This is a genomic window from Allotamlana fucoidanivorans (assembly GCF_045788535.1).
Taxonomy (GTDB): Bacteria; Bacteroidota; Bacteroidia; order Flavobacteriales; family Flavobacteriaceae; genus Allotamlana; species Allotamlana fucoidanivorans.
Window position 1 is genome coordinate 3,725,001 of sequence record NZ_CP074074.1, and the last position, 20,185, is coordinate 3,745,185.

Sequence of the window (20,185 nt, forward strand, 5' to 3'; positions counted from 1 at the left end):
GGGCCGTGATGATTTGACGTCATCCCCACCTTCCTCACGGTTTGCACCGGCAGTCTTGCTAGAGTTCCCGACATTACTCGCTGGCAACTAACAACAGGGGTTGCGCTCGTTATAGGACTTAACCTGACACCTCACGGCACGAGCTGACGACAACCATGCAGCACCTTGTAAGTAGTCCGAAGAAAGATCTATCTCTAAATCATGCAACTTACATTTAAGCCCTGGTAAGGTTCCTCGCGTATCATCGAATTAAACCACATGCTCCACCGCTTGTGCGGGCCCCCGTCAATTCCTTTGAGTTTCATTCTTGCGAACGTACTCCCCAGGTGGGATACTTATCACTTTCGCTTAGCCACTGAGCCGAAGCCCAACAGCTAGTATCCATCGTTTACGGCGTAGACTACCGGGGTATCTAATCCCGTTCGCTACCTACGCTTTCGTCCATCAGTGTCAATACATTATTAGTGATCTGCCTTCGCAATTGGTATTCTATGTAATATCTATGCATTTCACCGCTACACTACATATTCTAACCACTTCATAATGATTCAAGATAACCAGTATCAAAGGCAATTTTACAGTTAAGCTGCAAACTTTCACCCCTGACTTAATTATCCACCTACGGACCCTTTAAACCCAATGATTCCGGATAACGCTTGGATCCTCCGTATTACCGCGGCTGCTGGCACGGAGTTAGCCGATCCTTATTCTTACAGTACCGTCAGAACGCTACACGTAGCGTGGTTTCTTCCTGTATAAAAGCAGTTTACAACCCATAGGGCAGTCTTCCTGCACGCGGCATGGCTGGATCAGGCTTCCGCCCATTGTCCAATATTCCTCACTGCTGCCTCCCGTAGGAGTCTGGTCCGTGTCTCAGTACCAGTGTGGGGGATCCCCCTCTCAGGGCCCCTACCTATCGTTGCCATGGTGTGCCGTTACCACACCATCTAGCTAATAGGACGCATGCTCATCTTACACCGTAACCTTTAATTATTAATCCATGCGAACTAATAATACTATGGGGTATTAATCTTCATTTCTAAAGGCTATCCCCCAGTGTAAGGCAGATTGCATACGCGTTACGCACCCGTGCGCCGGTCGTCAGCGGTGCAAGCACCCTGTTACCCCTCGACTTGCATGTGTTAGGCCTGCCGCTAGCGTTCATCCTGAGCCAGGATCAAACTCTTCATCGTTAAATTTTAAATATTTTAACAACTATAAAAGAATCTCTAGTACTCAAAATGGCTTATTCTCTTTGTTAAATTAAATCGTTTCCAATTTAATTTTACGCTGTCAATTCAATATGTTTATGAACTTGTTTCTTTTCTTTTCTTAACTCGTTTCCTTGCTAAGCGGGTGCAAATATAAAACCCCTTTTTTTAACTCACAATGTTTTTTTGATATTTTTTTTAAAGTTTTTTTAACTCCTCTAAAATTTAAAATCTCAAAACCTTTATGACCTTTTTTTACTAAAATAACTACTGCTATTTTTAGCGGCTGCAAACATACAACCTTTTTTAAAACTCACAATGTTTTTTTTGATATTTTTTAAAAGTTTTTTTTAACCTTAAAAACCAGATAATCAAAACACCTTTTTTATGAACTTTTAGCTATATGACTACTGCCATTTTTAGCGGCTGCAAACATACAACCCTTTTTTAAACTCACAAGGCTTTTTTTAACTTTTTTTGAGAAAAGTTTTCACCCCTATTTATACCTCTAAAACTGTTAATGAACTACGCCCTTTTCAACATTACTGCCGTTTTTAGCGGCTGCAAATATACCTGCTTTTATTCCTTTCTTACAAACTTTTTTAAACCTTTTTTTTAACTATTTCTTAAATTACTTATTACCCGTGGGTTACAACTGCTGCTTTCTTTAACCTTAGACCTAAACAAACACTAGTAAACCTAATACCTCGTTGAAAATTACATATAAATCATATTAAAGGAACAACAAATTCATCCTTATTCTATACTATATTATACAGAGAAGTAGGATTCATTTTTTAGAAAGTAAGAAATACAACTATTAAAACAACTTGAATAAAAACTTTATCTTAACATATAGTAAAAACACTTCTTTAGATAACAATAAGGCCTGGGAATACAAATCCTATATTAAATGATTAAACATATTATAATATTGTGTGGATTTGTTTATACTATTATCTTTGCAGCCGAATTTAATTTGATTTATGATACATATTACTTTACCCGATGGAAATATAAAAGCGTTTGACAAAGGCGTTACTCCAATGGATGTTGCTAAAAGCATTAGTGAAGGATTTGCTAGAAATGTAATTTCTGCTAGTTTTAATGGAACTACGATTGAAACCGTTACCCCATTACATATAGATGGCTCTTTGATATTATATACATGGAGAGATGATGCTGGTAAAACAGCCTTCTGGCATAGTAGCGCACACGTATTAGCACAAGCTATTGAGGAATTGTATCCTGGATCAAAACTAACCATAGGTCCTGCTATTGAAAATGGATTTTATTATGATGTAGATTTTGGTGAGCACAGCATTTCTGAAAAGGATTTTAAAGCTATCGAGAACAAAATGCTTGAAATAGCCAGGGGCAAGCATGATTTTAAAATGCGATCGGCTACCAAAGCCGAAGCCTTGTCCTTATATAAGGATAATGAATTTAAAACAGAGCTTATTGAAAATCTTGAAGATGGCACTATCACTTTCTGCGATCATTCTACATTTACCGATTTATGCCGCGGTGGCCATATTCCAAATACAGGCATCATTAAAGCAGTGAAAATTTTAAGTGTAGCTGGAGCTTACTGGCGTGGTGATGAAAACAAACCGCAACTAACTCGAGTATACGGCATTTCATTCCCAAAACAAAAAGACCTTACCGAGTATCTACACATGCTAGAAGAGGCCAAAAAACGGGATCATAGAAAATTGGGAAAAGAATTAGAGCTTTTTACATTTTCTCAAAAAGTTGGTCAAGGCTTACCCTTATGGTTACCTAAAGGTGCAGCGCTTCGCGAACGCTTAGAAAACTTCTTAAAAGCCGCCCAGAAAAAAGCTGGGTATGAAATGGTGGTCACCCCTCATATTGGTCAAAAAGAACTTTATGTCACTTCTGGACATTATGCTAAATATGGTGAAGACAGCTTTCAACCTATACACACTCCTAAAGAAGATGAGGAATTCTTACTAAAACCAATGAACTGTCCGCACCACTGCGAAATATACAAAAGTGCTCAATGGAGTTATAAAGATTTACCTAAACGCTATGCCGAATTTGGAACCGTTTACCGTTATGAACAAAGTGGTGAGCTACATGGCCTAACAAGGGTTAGAGGTTTTACTCAAGATGATGCTCACCTTTTTTGCATGCCAGAACAATTAGATGAAGAGTTTAAAAACGTAATAGATTTAGTGCTTTATGTATTTGGCTCTTTAGGATTTGAAAATTTTACGGCTCAGGTTTCGGTTAGAGATCCAAAAAATCCAGACAAATATATTGGTGATGTTGCTAATTGGGAAAAAGCCGAACAAGCTATAATCAATGCCGCACAAGATAAAGGTCTAGATTATGTCATTGAAGAAGGTGAAGCTGCATTTTACGGACCTAAACTAGACTTTATGGTTAAAGATGCCTTAGGAAGACGCTGGCAGCTAGGAACCATTCAAGTAGATTATAATTTACCTGAACGTTTTGACCTCACCTATAAAGGGAGTGACAATGAATCTCACAGACCTATTATGATACATCGCGCACCATTTGGTAGTATGGAACGTTTTGTAGCTTTACTATTAGAACACACAGGAGGTAATTTCCCATTATGGCTTATGCCAACACAGGCGATTATATTGTCTATTAGTGAGAAATACGAAAAATACTCTGAAAAAGTTTTAAATTTGCTAGAAAATGCCGAAATTCGCGCCCTTGTAGACCATAGAAATGAGACTATTGGGAGGAAAATTCGGGAATCCGAAATGCAAAAACACCCGTATATGCTTATAATTGGGGAGCAAGAAGAAAAAGAAGGTAAGATAACGGTACGCCAACATGGCGGCGCCGATTTAGGCATGATTTCTGTTGAAGAATTCACCAACATTGTTAAAGAGGATATTAAAAAAACGTTGAAATCGTTTTAACAAAAAATAAACTAAGTTTAATTTAAAACTATTACGCCATAGCAATTAGAAGAAAACAGCAACCCAGAAGGGTTATTAAAGAGGATAAACATAAGATTAACTCTAAAATTACAGCACAAAAGTTACGCCTTGTTGGAGACAACGTAGAAGTAGGTATTTACACCAAAGGAGATGCTATGAGGATAGCAGATGCACAAGGGTTGGATTTAGTAGAGATTTCACCTAATGCAGATCCTCCTGTTTGTAAAGTTATGGATTACAAAAAGTTTCTTTATGAACAAAAGAAACGCGAAAAAGCTTTAAAATCTAAAGCCAGTAAAGTTGTAATCAAAGAAATTCGTTTTGGTCCTCAAACTGATGATCATGATTATGAATTTAAAAAGAAACATGCTGAAAAGTTTCTAAAAGAAGGCGCTAAACTAAAAGCATTTGTATTCTTTAAAGGGCGTTCAATCATATTTAAAGAACAAGGTCAAATCTTATTATTAAGATTAGCCCAAGACCTTGAAGAATATGGTAAAGTTGAACAAATGCCTCGATTAGAAGGAAAACGTATGACTATGTTTATTGCTCCTAAAAAGTAATATAGATACTGAAGTAAAATTCAAAATTAAAAATAATTAAGCGAAATAATTAAAACCTAGGAAAAGAAAATGCCTAAAATGAAAACTAAATCTAGTGCCAAAAAACGTTTTAAGTTAACAGGTACTGGTAAAATCAAAAGAAAGCACGCTTTTAAGAGTCATATCTTAACAAAGAAATCTAAAAAGCGTAAGTTAGCTTTAACTCATGACACTTTGGTTCACAAAGCTGATGAGGATAATGTTAAAACAATGTTACGTTTAAAGTAATACCTGTTTTAATCGGTTAAAACAATTTATAAACCCTGGAGTTAGGCCAATTTAAAGCATTCAGAATTCGGAATAAATAATTCGGAATAATTGAATCGCCTACTACAAAAAAACAATTAAAATTATGCCAAGATCAGTAAATTCTGTAGCAAAAAGAGCCAGAAGAAAAAAGGTTCTTAAACAAGCAAAAGGTTACTTTGGAAGACGTAAAAACGTTTGGACAGTAGCTAAAAATGCGGTTGATAAAGCGATGCAATATTCGTACAGAGATCGCAGAAACAAAAAGAGAACATTCCGTGCTTTATGGATCACACGTATTAACGCAGGTGCCAGAGAACATGGTTTATCTTATTCTCAATTTATGGGAAAATTAAAAGCTAATGATATTGAATTAAACCGTAAGGTTTTAGCAGATTTAGCTATGAATAATCCTGAAGCTTTTAAAGCTGTAATTGACAAAGTAAAATAAGGCTTTTTGCCTATTGTAAAACATATTATTCGCTTAATAAAAAATCCGATTCGAAAGAGTCGGATTTTTTTATGTCATTTTTACAAAAGAAAAAGAGTCTAATATTTCTATATTAGACTCTTCTTTTGGGTGGCTATTAATCATGTATTATAAGCTTAAAAATTATAACAAAGCCTTAATCATTTTCACGGCACTTTCTGCTGTAATATCACGTTGTGGGGATCCGAACATTTCATACCCCACCATAAACTTTTTAACGGTAGCGCTTCTTAGTAATGGTGGATAAAAACTCATATGCCAATGCCAGTGCTTGTTTTCATTACCATCGGTAGGTGATTGATGTATGCCGCTTGAATACGGAAAAGATGTATTAAAAAGCTTGTCATATGCTTTTGTAATAACCGCTATGGCTTCAGCATATTGCAATGCTTGCGCGTCATCCATCTCTAAAATATTTGTTTGATGTTTTTTTGGAACAATCATAGTTTCAAAAGGCCAAACTGCCCAAAAAGGAATAAGCACTACAAAATTATCATTCTCAAAAATGATGCGTTCTTGTTTTTCTAACTCCTGGCTTAAGTAATCACCAAGTAAGCTAGTTTTATTTTTACTATAATAATTTACCTGCTGGATGTTCTTTTTATCTACTTCGTTAGGTAAAGTAGACTGACTCCAAATTTGCCCATGTGGATGCGGATTACTACATCCCATAACAGCACCTTTGTTTTCAAAAATTTGAACATAATTAATGGCAGGATTGTTGGCTAATTCTTTATATTCTTTTTGCCACTGAAACACTACTTTTTGAATTTCAACAGGGGTCATATCGGCTAAACTTTTTGAGTGATCCGGACTAAAACAAATCACTTTACATATACCAGTTTCGCTTTGAGCCACCAACAAACCATCATTCACTTCAAAAGATTTAGAATCATTTTGTAACGCAGCAAAGTCGTTTGTAAACACAAAAACATCTTCATACTTAGGATTAACTTCTCCATTAATTCGCGTGTTTCCAGCACACAAATAACAGGTTTCGTCATAAGTGGGACGCTTTTCATTATTTACAGCTTCATTTTGTCCTTGCCATGGACGTTTGGCCCGATGTGGTGAAACTAACACCCATTCGCCAGTAAGAATATTATAGCGCTTATGTGAATAATCTTGTAAATCTGTATTTTCCATTATTTCTGTAATTTATCTTTTATTTTACTACGTGTGTACCTTGAGAAAGTTCAATGAAATACACCGAGCATTCTTTATCAAATTTCTTCAAATAGGCTTTTGAAGCTGTTTCAGCAAAGGCTTTAGCTTCATTTTTGGCAACTAAGTTAATAGTACAACCACCAAAACCACCACCCATCATTCTAGCGCCTAAAACGTGCTTATTTTTCTTGGCTTGCTCAACTAAAAAGTCTAACTCGTCGCAACTTACTTTATACTGGTTAGACAGGCCATCGTGCGATTGATAAATTAATTTTCCTAAGGTTTCTAAATCGCCATCCTCAATTGCTTTCGCTGCTTTTAAAGTTCTAGCGTTTTCTTGAATAACATAAAGTGCTTTTTGGTAGTTAGCAGGAGTTACCTTATCTATTATAGTTTCTAAATCGGCTTCGGTAGCATCACGTAAGGCCTTAACTCCAAGCAACTCTGAAATACTTTCACAAGCCGAACGTCTATCGTTATAAGCACTATCAGACAGACTATGTTTAACATTTGTATTGATAAGCATTAATTGATGATCTTTAAAATCAATTTCGTAGGGTTTAGACTCCACCGTTCTACAATCTAAATGCAAGGCGTTATTTTTTATACCAAACATACTAGCGTATTGGTCCATAATACCACATTTTACACCCACGTAATTATGCTCTGCTTTTTGAGAAATCAAAATCATTTCATGTTTAGATAAACCTAACTCGAATAATTCATTTAAACCAAAAACCACGCTGTTTTCTAGGGCAGCAGAAGAAGACATGCCTGCACCTCCAGGAATATCACCTTTAAAAACGATATTAAAGTCACCAATAACTTTATTTCTATTTTGAATTTCAGCAACAACACCAAACACGTAGTTTACCCAAGCTCCTTCATGTTGTGGTTTAATTTTATCTAATTCAAATTCAACCTTACTCTCTTTGTCTACAGCATAAGCACAGCAGCTACCTGTATCACTCTTTTGAATGGCCGCCGCAATCCCCTTATCAACGGCTGCAGGAAATACAAAACCATCATTATAATCGGTATGCTCTCCAATAATATTAATCCTTCCAGGAGAAAAAACTAAAAGAGGTTCTTCTCCAAATGTGTCTAAAAATTTTGATTTGACATCTTTAATTAGTGTTGCACTCATGTTACTGCGTTTGTTTAGTTGTTGTATATTTTTAATCCCCAGGTAATGCTATAAGATTCACCTGAGTTTAAAGTTTGAAGTCCTATATTATTATTAAAGCTATCAGAAACACCTGTGGTTGGTTCAATAGCAATTGTGTTTTTTCTAGGAGGTGTATAACTTTGGAGAAAGTTATTATTTCCTGTGGCACTTAATTCTAACCTATATTTTGGTGTGTTAAATGTTGCCTTTTGATTGTCAAGTTCCCAACAATCATCTAATTGTTTGTTTTCAATCTTTAACCCTTTAAAATCAACCAATTCTTCGGTGCCCGTTGTAATATTTCTATCGCCTAAAACAATTCTTTTAGAACTGGAAAATGATATAGAACTATTAAATAAGTCATCACTTATAAAGTAAGGATGCCAACCAAGAGTAAACGGGAATGTTTTATCACTTGTATTCAAAACTTCTACTTTTAAATCTAAACTTGTTTTGGCAAAGAGGTAGGTAAGCTGAATTTTGTATGTAAAGGGAAAACCGACAGATATCTGACTTTCAATATATTCTAAAACAATCTTAGCATTTTCCTGAGAGGCTTCTTGTTCTATAATTTGAAACGTCTTGTTATAAACCAAACCATGAAGTGCATTATGTTCTTCAACTTGATTTGGATTAAACTGATACTTTTCGCCTTCAAACTCATATTTTCCATCTTTTATTCTATTAGCAAAAGGAAATAGTATAGAAGACGCATAAGTGTCATCGTAATGTAAAGGTGTTAGGTCTTGGATAATGGCATGACTACCAAGGGTAAGTTCTTGTAGGCTTGCGCCTAAATCAAGATAAATTTTACTGTAAAGATTGTTTTCGGTTTCTTCAATCTCTAAAGTATTGCTGTTTTTGTTATGTTTAATATGGTACACTGTTTTTAATCTAGTTTTTTACAATGAATTTCTAATTATTAAATTGTTGGTGTTTTCTATTTGGTCGGGTTGTTTATTCAAAATCATTTCGGCTAAACACTTTCCCATTTTCTTAAAATCTGTGGAAATAGTTGTTATTCCTCCTTCTACAAGCTCCTTCAGTAGCGTATCGTTATAAGAAATAATACCTATATCCTTGGCCAATTTAAAATCCTGGCTTTTCATCATTTTAATTACTCTTAGCAGATTTTTATCTTCTGGAATAATATACACTTCACCTTTTTCTAAACGCTTATCTCTTAAAGTAGATACAATTTTGTAAGGCATTTTATTTTCTTTGCAAAAATCAATAAATCCTTTTTTCATAGCTTCAGGTTGACGTGCTTCTGAAAAAACCAAAACCATGGTATTATATTCTTTTAAAAGATACAAAACTTTGGTCAGGTTATTTTTTATGGCCTTTTCAAAATTTTGATAAACCACTGGATATTCGCTCAAATCTTCATGTAACTGATCAAGAATATAAACTTTGTCTTGAGGTAAATTTTGAATAGAAGCTCTCGTATTTTTTAGAATAGCTGGCATAACAACATAATAGTTATAATCTCCTACATTATCATAAATTAATTTATTGAACAGATTTTCATTAAAGTGATGAAAAAATATATCCACCTGAATGTTGTCACCTAAATTTTCAAGAAACGAGTTATATAAATCTTCTTTAAAGGAATTTAGTTCATCAAATAATAAAAACACTTTTTGTGACACCTCAATATGTTCACTTGCTACATAATACCCCTTACCTACAATAGACTGAATAATACCCCGTGCTTTCAGTTCATTAAAAGCCATTAAAACTGTGTCTCTAGACAATTTGTGGTCGTCTTTCACACGATTTATAGAAGGCAATTTATCCCCTTTTTTTAAAGTGCCTGTTAAAATAGCATCTTCTACAGAACTAATAATTTGCCTGTATTTAGGAACACCAATCTTTTGCTTAACCTTAATCATTTTTGATAGCTACATCATAGTATTGATGTAACAAATGTAATATTAATTTTCTTAAAAACCTACCAGACCCTACTAGTTTGGTAAAATTTGACTAGCATTTGAATTTATTGAGCTTAAGAGGTTCCTTATTTAATTTTAAATCTATATATTTGAAATCTTTATTACTAACTAAACTTAATTTTTATATTATGACAGCAGGTTTTGAAATGTGGGACTATATAGTCTTTATTGCTTACGCCATTTTAATTTTGGGTGTAGGATTATGGGTATCAAGAGATAAAGAAGGGCATCAAAAAAATGCCGAAGATTATTTCTTAGCAAGTAAATCGTTACCGTGGTGGGCTATTGGTACATCGCTTATTGCAGCCAATATTTCGGCAGAGCAATTTATTGGTATGTCAGGTTCTGGTTTCGCCTTGGGTATTGCTATTGCCTCATACGAATGGATGGCCGCCTTAACTTTGATTATTGTTGGTAAATACTTTTTACCCATTTTTATTGAAAAAGGACTTTATACCATTCCTGAGTTTGTAGAAAAGCGCTTTTCAACAAACCTTAAAAACCATTTTAGCTGTGTTTTGGTTAGCATTATACATTTTTGTAAACCTAGCTTCAGTACTTTATCTAGGAGGTTTAGCTATTGAAACGATTATGGGTATAGACATGATGTACGCTATTATAGGACTGGCTCTTTTTGCGGCTGCGTACTCACTATACGGTGGATTATCGGCTGTAGCTTGGACTGATGTGATTCAAGTTGTGTTCTTGGTTTTAGGGGGATTAGTAACTACCTATTTGGCTTTAAACACGGTTTCTGGAGGCGAAGGTATGCTCGCTGGATTCTCAAAAGTTGTTGAAGCCGCACCTGAGAAATTTCATATGATCCTTGAAGAATCCAATGACAACTATATAAATTTACCGGGTATATGGGTTCTTATTGGTGGCCTTTGGGTTGCGAATTTATATTACTGGGGGTTCAACCAATATATTATTCAGAGAACCTTAGCCGCCAAGTCTTTAAGAGAGTCTCAAAAAGGTATTTTATTGGCAGCATTTTTAAAGTTACTTATTCCATTAATTGTTGTAGTTCCTGGTATTGCAGCTTATGTAATGGTGAATGATCCATCAATCATGTCTAATTTAGGCGAGGTTGGTATGTTAAACATGCCTTCTGCGGAACAAGCTGATAAAGCGTATCCTTGGTTGTTACAATTTTTACCGGTAGGACTTAAAGGAGTGGCCTTTGCAGCATTGGCCGCAGCCATTGTATCGTCATTGGCTTCTATGCTTAACTCTACCTCTACTATATTTACCATGGATATTTACAAACAATATATTAATAAAAATGCAAGTGATAAAGCTACTGTAAACACAGGCAGAGTCTCTGCTTTTGTGGCACTAGTAATTGCTTGTATTATGGCGCCTCTTTTAGGAGGAATTGATCAAGCATTCCAGTTTATCCAAGAGTATACAGGAATTGTAAGCCCAGGTATTTTAGCAGTATTCTTATTAGGATTATTTTGGAAGAAAACTACTAATAACGGGGCTATTTGGGGAGCAGTACTTTCAATTCCAATAGCATTAGCATTAAAATTTATTCCTATTCCTGGTTTAGAACCATGGATGCATCAAATGGGTATAACAACGTTACTTTCTATGGCAGTGACAATAATTGTAAGTAATATAGAAAACAAAGGTGCTGATGATCCTAAAGGTATTCCATTGACTAAAAACCTATTTAGAACCTCACCTTTATTTAATGTTGGTTCGTTTGTGGTATGCATTATTTTAGCCATTTTATACGCTTTATTCTGGTAAAAAAATAACTGTATTAAGTTGTAAAAGCACCATTTTTAAGTGGTGCTTTTGTTTTTTTAAGTATCCGCATTACCATAAAAAGTTGATTTTTAGCTTCTCTTACTTTAGAGGAAATAAATAATAAAATTTATAAAGATTTCTTTTGGTTAGGTATTTAGTTAATTTTATATTTGCGCACCAGAAATGAAATAATCATTTTTATAGGTCGCGTAGCTCAGCTGGATAGAGCATCTGCCTTCTAAGCAGACGGTCACAGGTTCGAATCCTGTCGCGATCACTACACACTAATTCAATTAGTGATAAAACCTTGTAAACTATATGATTTACAAGGTTTTGTAGTTTTTAGACCACCATAAGATTTGATAGAATTTCATATCAAATGAATACAAATCGGTTAACAAACAAAATTTTAGAAAAGTGTTGACCGAATAAGCTGTAAAAAGCTGAAATACAAATAGTTGATTTGACTTTCGTCTTTGAATAATGTTTAACTAAAAGACGACAACTATGAGAACTCGGTCAACGTTTGCCCTTTTATTTTGGGTAAATACTTCAAGAACAAAAAACAATCAATCTACCATTTACGCAAGAGTAACTGTTAACGGTAAAAGAGTTAATATTAGCCTTAAGCGTAAAGTACTACTTTCGGATTGGGATTCATCAAAAGGTATTGTAAAAGGCAATAAACAAAATGCCAAATTATTAAACCAATTCCTGGAACAAGTTCGCAATAAAATCTACCAAGCTTATGAAGATTTGATGAGAGAAAATAAGCTCATCACAGCACAAGCAATTAAGTCAAAATTTTTGGGTGAAGATGAAAAACATAAAAGCTTGTTAGAGCTCTTTGAATATCACAATAATATAATGGTGTTAAAGCTTCATAAGGATACCATGAAGCATTATAAAACTACCCAGAAGTATTTAAAAGAGTTTGTCCAGAAAAACTATAAAACAAATGATGTCTATTTAAAAACATTAAACTATGCTTTTATTGTAGATTTTGAGCAATACTTAAAAATGTATCAACCAACAGACCACCAAAGAAAGATTAGTAATAATACTGCTATGAAACATCTGCAAAGGTTACGCAAAATGGTTACAATGGCATTTCATATTGAGCGGATTGATAAAGATCCTTTCATACGTTTTAAATTTTCATATGAAAAGCGTGAAAGAGAGTTTCTTTCAGAAAAAGAATTATTGAGTCTAGAAGGGTTTTCTAGTTCTATTGAAAGACTTAACATAGTTAAAGACTTGTTTGTTTTTAGCTGCTACACAGGTATCTCATTTATAGATATGAATTCACTAACCAAAAACAATATTGTTAAAGGAATTGATGGTAATGATTGGGTAGTTACTAAAAGACAAAAAACGAGTACTTCAGTAAAAATTCCACTACTAGACCAAGCAAAGAAAATCATAGTAAAATACCAAGACAATATAAGGGTTGTAGCCTCAAATAGCCTATTACCTAAATTTTCTAATCAGAAAATTAATAGTTACTTAAAAGAAATAGCAGACTTATGTAACATTCAAAAACATTTAACCTTTCACATTGCACGACACACATTTGCGACTACAATAACACTTTCAAATGGTGTTCCCATTGAAACTGTTTCAAAACTACTTGGTCATACTAAAATTGCTACGACTCAAATTTATGCAAGAGTTATTGAACGAAAGGTTAGCGAAGACATGATTGAATTAAGTAAAAAGATAAACAGGGTCAGTTAAGAGTGAAAAATATATGGTTGCTAATACTCGGAATGAATTGCAATCTATATTTAGTCTAATAAAATTCCCTCATGTTTATATCAAAATAGTTTAATATTTGAAGCTATTATGTTTAGGTATTATTATCTTTAGTCTGTGATATCAGAATAAAAGATATCAAATAATAATTGGAGATTGTTTTAAACATAGGAATAGTTTTATCCATTTTTTTAGGAATCCTTTTGTTTTCCAAAAAAGATAAAGTACTTACAGATAATCTTTTGGCTGCCTGGTTATTTGTAATAGGAATTCATTTAACAGGTTATTTCTTGTTTCATAAAGGATATTGGGAAATGTATCCACACCTTATAGGTGTTACAGCACCATTGCCCTTTTTGTATGGGCCATTTTTATACTTATATGTGTTGTATTCAATTAAGAATAATTCACATTTAAGAAAAGTTGATTATCTACATTTTTTACCAGCCTTATTATCTTATTTTCTAATGTTCCATTTCTTTTTTTTCTATTCGACAAAAAAGAAAGTTCAAGTTTATAAGGGAACAATAGATGACTATAATGGCACATTGGCATCCATTATGTTGGTAGGATTTATTATTTCAGGAATAACCTATACCATTTTAGCGTACATAAAACTTGTAAAAAGAGAAAAAGTAGTACAGGAGAGTTTTTCAGATACGACACGAATCAATTTAAAATGGTTGCGGTATACAATTATTGGGATAGGTTTATTTTTTCTAGTAGGAACTATTGTATCTATTTTAAGAGAAGTTATTGGTTTTCAATTTCCTTTTAATGCAGATATTTTATTCTATTCCATTATAGTTGGCTTTATTGTTTTTACAGGTTATTCAGGAATAAGACAGCAAGATTTGTTTGCTAATACAAGTATTCAAGAAATAGAGCTTGTTAAAACAGAAAGTGAATATAAAAATTCAAGTTTAAAGAAAGATGATGCCACTAAAATACATGATGAATTACTAGAGTTAATGAAAGAAGATAAGCCCTATTTAAATCCTAAATTAACCATAAGTGAATTAGCGCAAGATTTATCAACTTCTACCAATCATTTATCTCAAGTAATAAACCAATACGAAAAAGTAAATTTTTACGATTTTGTGAATAAATATCGTGTTGAAGAGTTCATAGAAAATGCTCAAAACAATTCAGAGTTTAGCCTATTGGCAAATGCTTATGATTCAGGTTTTAATTCGAAATCCACATTTAATACTGCCTTTAAAAAAATAAAATCTGTTACACCTTCACAATATTTGTCTAGCTTAAAAAGCTAGATATCATCTGTCAATTTTTAATTTTAATTGACTTGCAATAGGTGCAATCCTGTAAGTTCGTACCTAAAATAAGTTCAGACTTTCACGTTAAGGCGATGCGCCTTTGTTTTTGATAAATATTTGCATCAGAATAATTTCAAAAACAGAAGTTATGAACTTCAAAATGTATCATCAGGCAACTTTATTTTATGTATTATCTACAGCAATTCCTTGGTTATTATGGTTCATTGCAGGCTATATAAGTCATATTGAATCAAGTAACAATTTATGGCATCTATCAGCTAGTATTATAGCTTTTATAGGCTTGCTAGCACCTGTTGGTATTGCATTGTTTTTTGCAAAAGGTAATCAAGCTTTGCTTTCTGATATTAAGCGAAGATTCTTTAATTTTCAAGGGGTCAAATCCACTTACATTATTCTCACGTTTGTGTTAATGCCTTTAAGTATTTTATTGGCTCAAGGTATTTCACTTTTGTTTGGTTACAGTATAGAGCAATTTCAACTGGCCAAATCATTTTCATTTACATCAGGCGTTTTCCCTGTGTGGTTTATGCTATTTATTGCACCACTTTTAGAAGAATTAGCATGGCATTCTTACGGAACAGATTGCTTACGAGCTAGATTCAACCTTTTTAAAACATCCATATTATTTGCGCTCTTTTGGGGTGTTTGGCATGTTCCTTTAGCTGGTATAAAAAACTATTACCACAGCAATTTGGTAGAAGATGGTTGGCTGTATTCGCTAAACTTTCTTGTGAGTTTATTACCATTCGTGATTATTATGAATTGGATTTACTACAAGGCCAATCGCAACATTATTCTACCCATAATTTTTCATATAGCGGCAGGCTATTTTAATGAGGTTTTTGCAACACATCCTATGAGCAAAGTGTTTCAGACTTGCTTGCTGTTTGCTTTTGCAATCTACATAATCTATAACGACAAGAATTTTTTCTTCAATCATAAAACCATTTAATCATGAAAAAAATAGTAATAACACTAATCGGTTCAATATTACTTTGTGGACTTTCATTTTCACAAAGTATCACACAAACTGTCAAAGGAACAGTTCTAGAAAAAGCAACTGGAACACCAGTAGTTGGAGCAAACGTTGTACTGCTGAATTCACAACCATTAATAGGTGCAATGGTAGATTTTGACGGCAATTTCATTTTGGAAAACGTACCAGTTGGAAGACAAAGTTTTCAAGTATCAATGCTTGGATATGAAACCATACTCATCAGTGATATTTTGGTAAGTTCAGGAAAGCAAGTGGTGTTAAACATAGAACTTCAAGAAGAAGCTACACAGTTAGATGAAATTGTATTAACACCAAGAAGGCAAAAAGAAAAGCCTATTAATAGACTAGCATCAGTAAGTAGTCGTCAATTTTCAGTAGAAGAAAATCAACGATTTGCAGGAGGATTGGATGATCCAGCACGTTTGGTGTCTTCCTTTTCTGGTGTTGCAAGTCCTTCCACAAAAAGTAATGGTATTTCCATTAGAGGGAATGCACCTTCTGGTTTATTATGGCGTATTGAAGGTGTTGAAATACCTAGTCCTAATCATTTTGCTGATTTAGATATTGCAGGTGCTGGAGCCTTAACAGCATTAAGCAACAATGTTTTGGGTAATAGCGATTTTTATACAGGAGCTTTCCCTGCCGAATATGGTAATGCTATTTCTGGAGTTTTTGATATTAATTTACGGTCTGGTAATTCAACCGAAAGGGAGTATTCCATTCAGGCAGGAATACTAGGTCTTGATTTTGCATCAGAAGGTCCTTTTAGTAAAAACAACGATGCTACTTACTTATTTAACTATCGCTATTCTACATTGGCTTTAATAGGTTCTTTTCTTCCTGATGATGCTGGAATTCTTAAGTATCAAGATTTGTCCTATAAAATCAAGCTACCAACAGAAAAAATGGGAACATTTTCTTTATGGGGTATAGGTGCTTATGATAGTATTGATGCCGAAGCTGTCCCTATTGAGGAAAGAGTGTCTGAAGATGATGGTTGGGAATCCAAATTATCTCAATACCTATTCGCTTCAGGGCTTAACCATAAAATTAGAGTTAATGATGTGTCTAACCTTAATTCAACATTATCGGTTTCTGGAAATGGCATGTCATTTAAAGAGAAATATGTTGATGATAGCAATACACTAACCTTTTTACCATCTGACACCAAAAAGAATCTTTACAAGCTAACATTGCAATCCCATGTTAATTCTTACTTCAGTGAAAAGCATTACAACCGCACAGGGTTTTATGTGAATTATTTGGGTTACGATTTAGATGTCAACAGTGCTTCAGATGAGCAAAACACACCACCTATAAATATTGTAAAAGAAAAAGGGAACTCTATGTTATATCAGTTATTTAGTCAGTCAAGATTTCAATTATCCAATAAGTTTCAGTTGAATGCTGGTTTTCACTTGCAATATTTCAACTTGAATAAGGATATTTCCCTTGAACCACGAGTTTCTGTGAAATACGAGATTAATGAAAAACAAAGTCTTGCTTTGGCTTATGGTTTACATAGCAGAACAGAATCGCTACCCATCTATTTTGTTAATGACAATGGCAACCAACCTAATAAAGATTTGAAGTTGATGAAATCTAACCATTTTGTTCTGTCTTACAATACAATGCTTACAGACAACTTAAAGTTAAGTATTGAACCTTATTATCAATATTTAACAAATGTTCCGGTAGAAGAAGATGGTTTTAAAACCACGCTCAACATTCAAAACAATTTATACTTTGCAGAAACACTGGTTAGTACTGGCACAGGAAGAAATTTTGGTATTGACCTGTCTTTAGAGCAATACCTAAATAAAGGATTCTACTATTTGTTTTCTGCTTCTGTTTTTGATTCAAAATATACAGGAAATGATGGTATTGAAAGAAATACTAGGTTAAACAAAAACTATGTTTTTAATGCGCTTGTGGGGAAAGAATGGCAAGTAGGTAAATCCAAAAACAATCTTTTGAATGCCAATATTAGGCTCAATTATTTAGGCGGAAATCGTTTGGTAGCTATTGATGAGCAAGAATCTATAGCTATGCAAGAAGTGGTATATGGTGAAACTAATGGCAACCTTTCATATTCAGAAAAACTTCCTGATACGCCAATAACATCATTTACTGTTTCTTTTAGAAAAAATAAACCTAAACACTCTTCGGTTTGGTCTTTACAAGTTATCAATTCATCTCAAACGGAAGAATTTGACAATCACTACTTCAATTTAAATACCAACAGGGTCGAAAAAGAATTTAGTACAACTGTGATTCCAAACATTAACTATAAAATAGAATTTTAACATTAAATAAAAACAAAATTATGGAAACAATTAATAAGCACATCAACAAAAATCAATCAGAAAACGAATGGCACCCTATAAATTTTCAATGGATACCATTGGTAAAGTTAAATCAAGAGTTAAACTTAAAAACAAGAAAAATGAAAAATTTATTTATGTTACCAATACTAATATTATTGGCATGTATTACATCGTGTTCAGACGATGATGACACCCTTATTGGGTCAGGAAATTTAACAACTGAAACAAGAACAGTTGATACATTTGCAAAAATCAATAGCGAAGGCGTTTTTGAAGTGACAGTTACTCAAGGCGCATCTCAATCCGTAGAAATTACAGCAGATGATAACATTATTGGACAAGTGAGAGCGAGTGTGAGTAATAATGAATTACGGATGCGCTTAAACGAAAATTATAATTATAGAGATATTACGGTACGTGCAAACATTACCGTAGTTAATTTAAATGGATTAACAAATTCAGGAATTGGAGATATGTACATTCATAATGTTGATAATAATGGTGCTTTTTCAATAGATAATGAAGGCACTGGGAATATTGAAATTGACGGTGTTTCAACAAGTTTAGCTATTAAAAATCAAGGATCTGGTAATATTTCAGGGTTTGATTTTCTAGTAAATGATTGCACTATAGACATTGAAGGCTCTGGAGATGTAAAAATAAGTTGTTCAGATAATTTGGATGTCGATATAGAAGGAAGTGGTGATGTGTATTACAAAGGAACACCCATCATAAATACCAATATTACTGGATCTGGTAGTGTTATCAATGCTAATTAAACTTTATGGAATTACTACATTAGACTGGACAAAAAGATGAGAGAATATGTTTGCTAGTTGTTAATTTAGCAATTATGAGAAGTAAACCCAAACATTACACATTAGAATTTAAGCAAAAGGCAGTGGAGTTGAGCTATGCCAAAGGCAACGTAAAAAAAGTAAGTGAAGATTTAGATATATTCCCATCAGTGCTTTATCGTTGGCGTAAGGAATTAAAGGACTATGGCAAGAATAGTTTTCCTGGTCGAGGTAAGCCCAAATTGACTGATGAAGAGAAAGAGATAGCTCGTTAAAAAAAGCGCTTAAAGACGCAGAAATGGAACGTGATATCTTAAAAAAGGCGATTGGCATCTTCTCCGTGAGCGACAGGAAAATACCGGTTTATAAAGCAGCACCAGATGAAATTCCCTGTTGAGATGATGTGTAAGGTGCTAAGTGTTAGCAAAAGTGGTTATTATTATTGGCTAAGAGCGAGTCCAAGCAACCTATGGTTGGAGAATCAAAAGCTAGGGGGCCTTATCAAATCTATATTTGAGACCAGTTACCAAAGCTATGGGGCGCCACGGATTAAATCAGAATTAGAGGCCATGGGGTACAAGGTATCTAAACCTAGAGTGGCACGTATGATGCGAGCCAATTATTTATTTGCCAAAAGAAGACGCAAATTTAAAGCGACTACTGATAGCAGTCACAATTACCCAATAGCCCCAAACTTATTAAACCAATGTTTCGATGTTGATAGAGAAAATCAGGTTTGGGTTAGCGATATTACCTATATAAGAACAAAACAAGGATGGTTATATCTTACGGTAATCATAGAACTGTTTAATCGTAAAGTGATAGGATGGGCACTAAGCAGTAAGCTCTCCACTAAGGATACCATTGTAAAAGCTTGGGATATGGCAATAAAAAACACAGAATTAACACAGCCTCTGATATTCCATTCGGATAGAGGTGTACAGTACGCAAGCCAAGAATTTACGGCTTTGATAAACAACTATAATGGTCTAATAAAACAATCCATGAGCCGAAAGGGCAACTGCTGGGATAATGCTGTGGCAGAGTCCTTTTTTAAATCATTAAAAGTAGAATGGGTATATGCCCATAAATACAAACTAAAATCTGAGGCTGAACTTTCCATCTTTCAATGGATAGAAACTTGGTACAACCACAAAAGAAGACATTCCTTTTTAGGAAACAGAACAATTAAAGAATTTGAAGTAGATATGTATAACAAAAAGCTAGCTGCTTAGTCACTCAACTAAATGTCCAAGTTTTTGTTGCAAGTCCATTCCTGTCGCGATCACAACAAGAAACCTCGCTAATAGCGGGGTTTTGTTGTTTTTAGTCTAAAAATTTATTCTGAATACATTTAAAAAACGGATTATGGGTCATGTGCAATTGTTATGTTTAGACAAAAATTCTAGTTAATTTAGGTTCAAATCGTCGATGTATAAAATTGCTTTAGTCTTAAGTTTATATTATCTTTA

The 20,185-nt window shown here is 33.9% G+C and carries 13 protein-coding genes, 1 tRNA gene, 1 rRNA gene and 2 pseudogenes (1 of these 17 running past the window's edge); 12 read left to right on the forward strand and 5 right to left on the reverse strand.

The window, feature by feature from the left end; translation table 11 throughout:
- Window positions 1–1,193, reverse strand: a 16S ribosomal RNA gene (locus KFZ70_RS15855) (it extends 323 nt beyond the left edge of the window).
- A 1,004-nt stretch (window positions 1,194–2,197) separates the two neighbouring features.
- Between KFZ70_RS15855 and thrS the strand changes: the two genes are divergently transcribed.
- The 4 genes from thrS to rplT all read left to right on the forward strand — a co-directional run bounded on the left by thrS (window position 2,198) and on the right by rplT (window position 5,452).
- Window positions 2,198–4,132 carry a threonine--tRNA ligase gene (thrS, locus tag KFZ70_RS15860; protein ID WP_139698287.1) on the forward strand — a complete coding sequence of 645 codons (1,935 nt, stop codon included), beginning with the start codon at window positions 2,198–2,200 and terminating at the stop codon, window positions 4,130–4,132.
- A gap of 74 nt (window positions 4,133–4,206) precedes the next feature.
- Window positions 4,207–4,716, forward strand: coding sequence for a translation initiation factor IF-3 (infC, locus tag KFZ70_RS15865; RefSeq protein ID WP_233244082.1), 510 nt, complete (start codon window positions 4,207–4,209; stop codon window positions 4,714–4,716).
- Between the two features lie 69 nt (window positions 4,717–4,785).
- Window positions 4,786–4,983 (forward strand): 50S ribosomal protein L35, encoded by a 198-nt coding sequence (gene rpmI, locus KFZ70_RS15870; RefSeq protein ID WP_139698285.1) that lies wholly within the window; start codon window positions 4,786–4,788, stop codon window positions 4,981–4,983.
- Window positions 4,984–5,107: 124 nt separating this feature from the next.
- Entirely contained in the window at window positions 5,108–5,452 is a 345-nt protein-coding gene (rplT, locus tag KFZ70_RS15875; RefSeq protein WP_136479789.1) for a 50S ribosomal protein L20, read from the forward strand.
- A 162-nt stretch (window positions 5,453–5,614) separates the two neighbouring features.
- On the opposite strand, the gene KFZ70_RS15880 is transcribed toward rplT, so the two are convergent.
- The 4 genes from KFZ70_RS15880 to KFZ70_RS15895 are packed head-to-tail and all read right to left on the reverse strand — an operon-like array spanning window position 5,615 to window position 9,721.
- Entirely contained in the window at window positions 5,615–6,637 is a 1,023-nt protein-coding gene (locus KFZ70_RS15880) for a UDP-glucose--hexose-1-phosphate uridylyltransferase (protein WP_139698284.1), read from the reverse strand.
- A gap of 19 nt (window positions 6,638–6,656) precedes the next feature.
- On the reverse strand, window positions 6,657–7,805 hold the full coding sequence (galK, locus tag KFZ70_RS15885; RefSeq protein WP_139698283.1) for a galactokinase: 1,149 nt from the start codon (window positions 7,803–7,805) through the stop codon (window positions 6,657–6,659).
- A gap of 14 nt (window positions 7,806–7,819) precedes the next feature.
- Window positions 7,820–8,710 (reverse strand): aldose 1-epimerase, encoded by an 891-nt coding sequence (locus KFZ70_RS15890; protein ID WP_139698282.1) that lies wholly within the window; start codon window positions 8,708–8,710, stop codon window positions 7,820–7,822.
- An 18-nt stretch (window positions 8,711–8,728) separates the two neighbouring features.
- Complete coding sequence (locus tag KFZ70_RS15895) at window positions 8,729–9,721, reverse strand: GntR family transcriptional regulator (RefSeq protein ID WP_139698281.1); 993 nt, start codon at window positions 9,719–9,721, stop codon at window positions 8,729–8,731.
- Window positions 9,722–9,909: 188 nt separating this feature from the next.
- Between KFZ70_RS15895 and KFZ70_RS15900 the strand changes: the two are divergent.
- The 8 genes and pseudogenes from KFZ70_RS15900 (at window position 9,910) to KFZ70_RS15935 (ending at window position 19,948) form a co-directional block, all read left to right on the forward strand.
- A pseudogene (locus KFZ70_RS15900) lies at window positions 9,910–11,539 on the forward strand (sodium/sugar symporter).
- Between the two features lie 203 nt (window positions 11,540–11,742).
- Window positions 11,743–11,816 (forward strand) — tRNA-Arg (locus KFZ70_RS15905).
- Between the two features lie 230 nt (window positions 11,817–12,046).
- Window positions 12,047–13,276 carry a site-specific integrase gene (locus tag KFZ70_RS15910; RefSeq protein ID WP_139698279.1) on the forward strand — a complete coding sequence of 410 codons (1,230 nt, stop codon included), beginning with the start codon at window positions 12,047–12,049 and terminating at the stop codon, window positions 13,274–13,276.
- A gap of 167 nt (window positions 13,277–13,443) precedes the next feature.
- Window positions 13,444–14,568, forward strand: coding sequence for an AraC family transcriptional regulator (locus KFZ70_RS15915; RefSeq protein ID WP_139698278.1), 1,125 nt, complete (start codon window positions 13,444–13,446; stop codon window positions 14,566–14,568).
- A 151-nt stretch (window positions 14,569–14,719) separates the two neighbouring features.
- The gene (locus KFZ70_RS15920) at window positions 14,720–15,544 is read left to right on the forward strand and encodes a CPBP family intramembrane glutamic endopeptidase (RefSeq protein ID WP_139698277.1); all 825 of its coding nucleotides are present in this window, start codon (window positions 14,720–14,722) and stop codon (window positions 15,542–15,544) included.
- Between the two features lie 2 nt (window positions 15,545–15,546).
- Window positions 15,547–17,895 (forward strand): TonB-dependent receptor, encoded by a 2,349-nt coding sequence (locus KFZ70_RS15925; RefSeq protein ID WP_139698276.1) that lies wholly within the window; start codon window positions 15,547–15,549, stop codon window positions 17,893–17,895.
- Between the two features lie 20 nt (window positions 17,896–17,915).
- On the forward strand, window positions 17,916–18,695 hold the full coding sequence (locus KFZ70_RS15930) for a head GIN domain-containing protein (RefSeq protein ID WP_139698275.1): 780 nt from the start codon (window positions 17,916–17,918) through the stop codon (window positions 18,693–18,695).
- Between the two features lie 50 nt (window positions 18,696–18,745).
- A pseudogene (locus tag KFZ70_RS15935) lies at window positions 18,746–19,948 on the forward strand (IS3 family transposase).
- Window positions 19,949–20,185 lie beyond the last annotated feature (237 nt).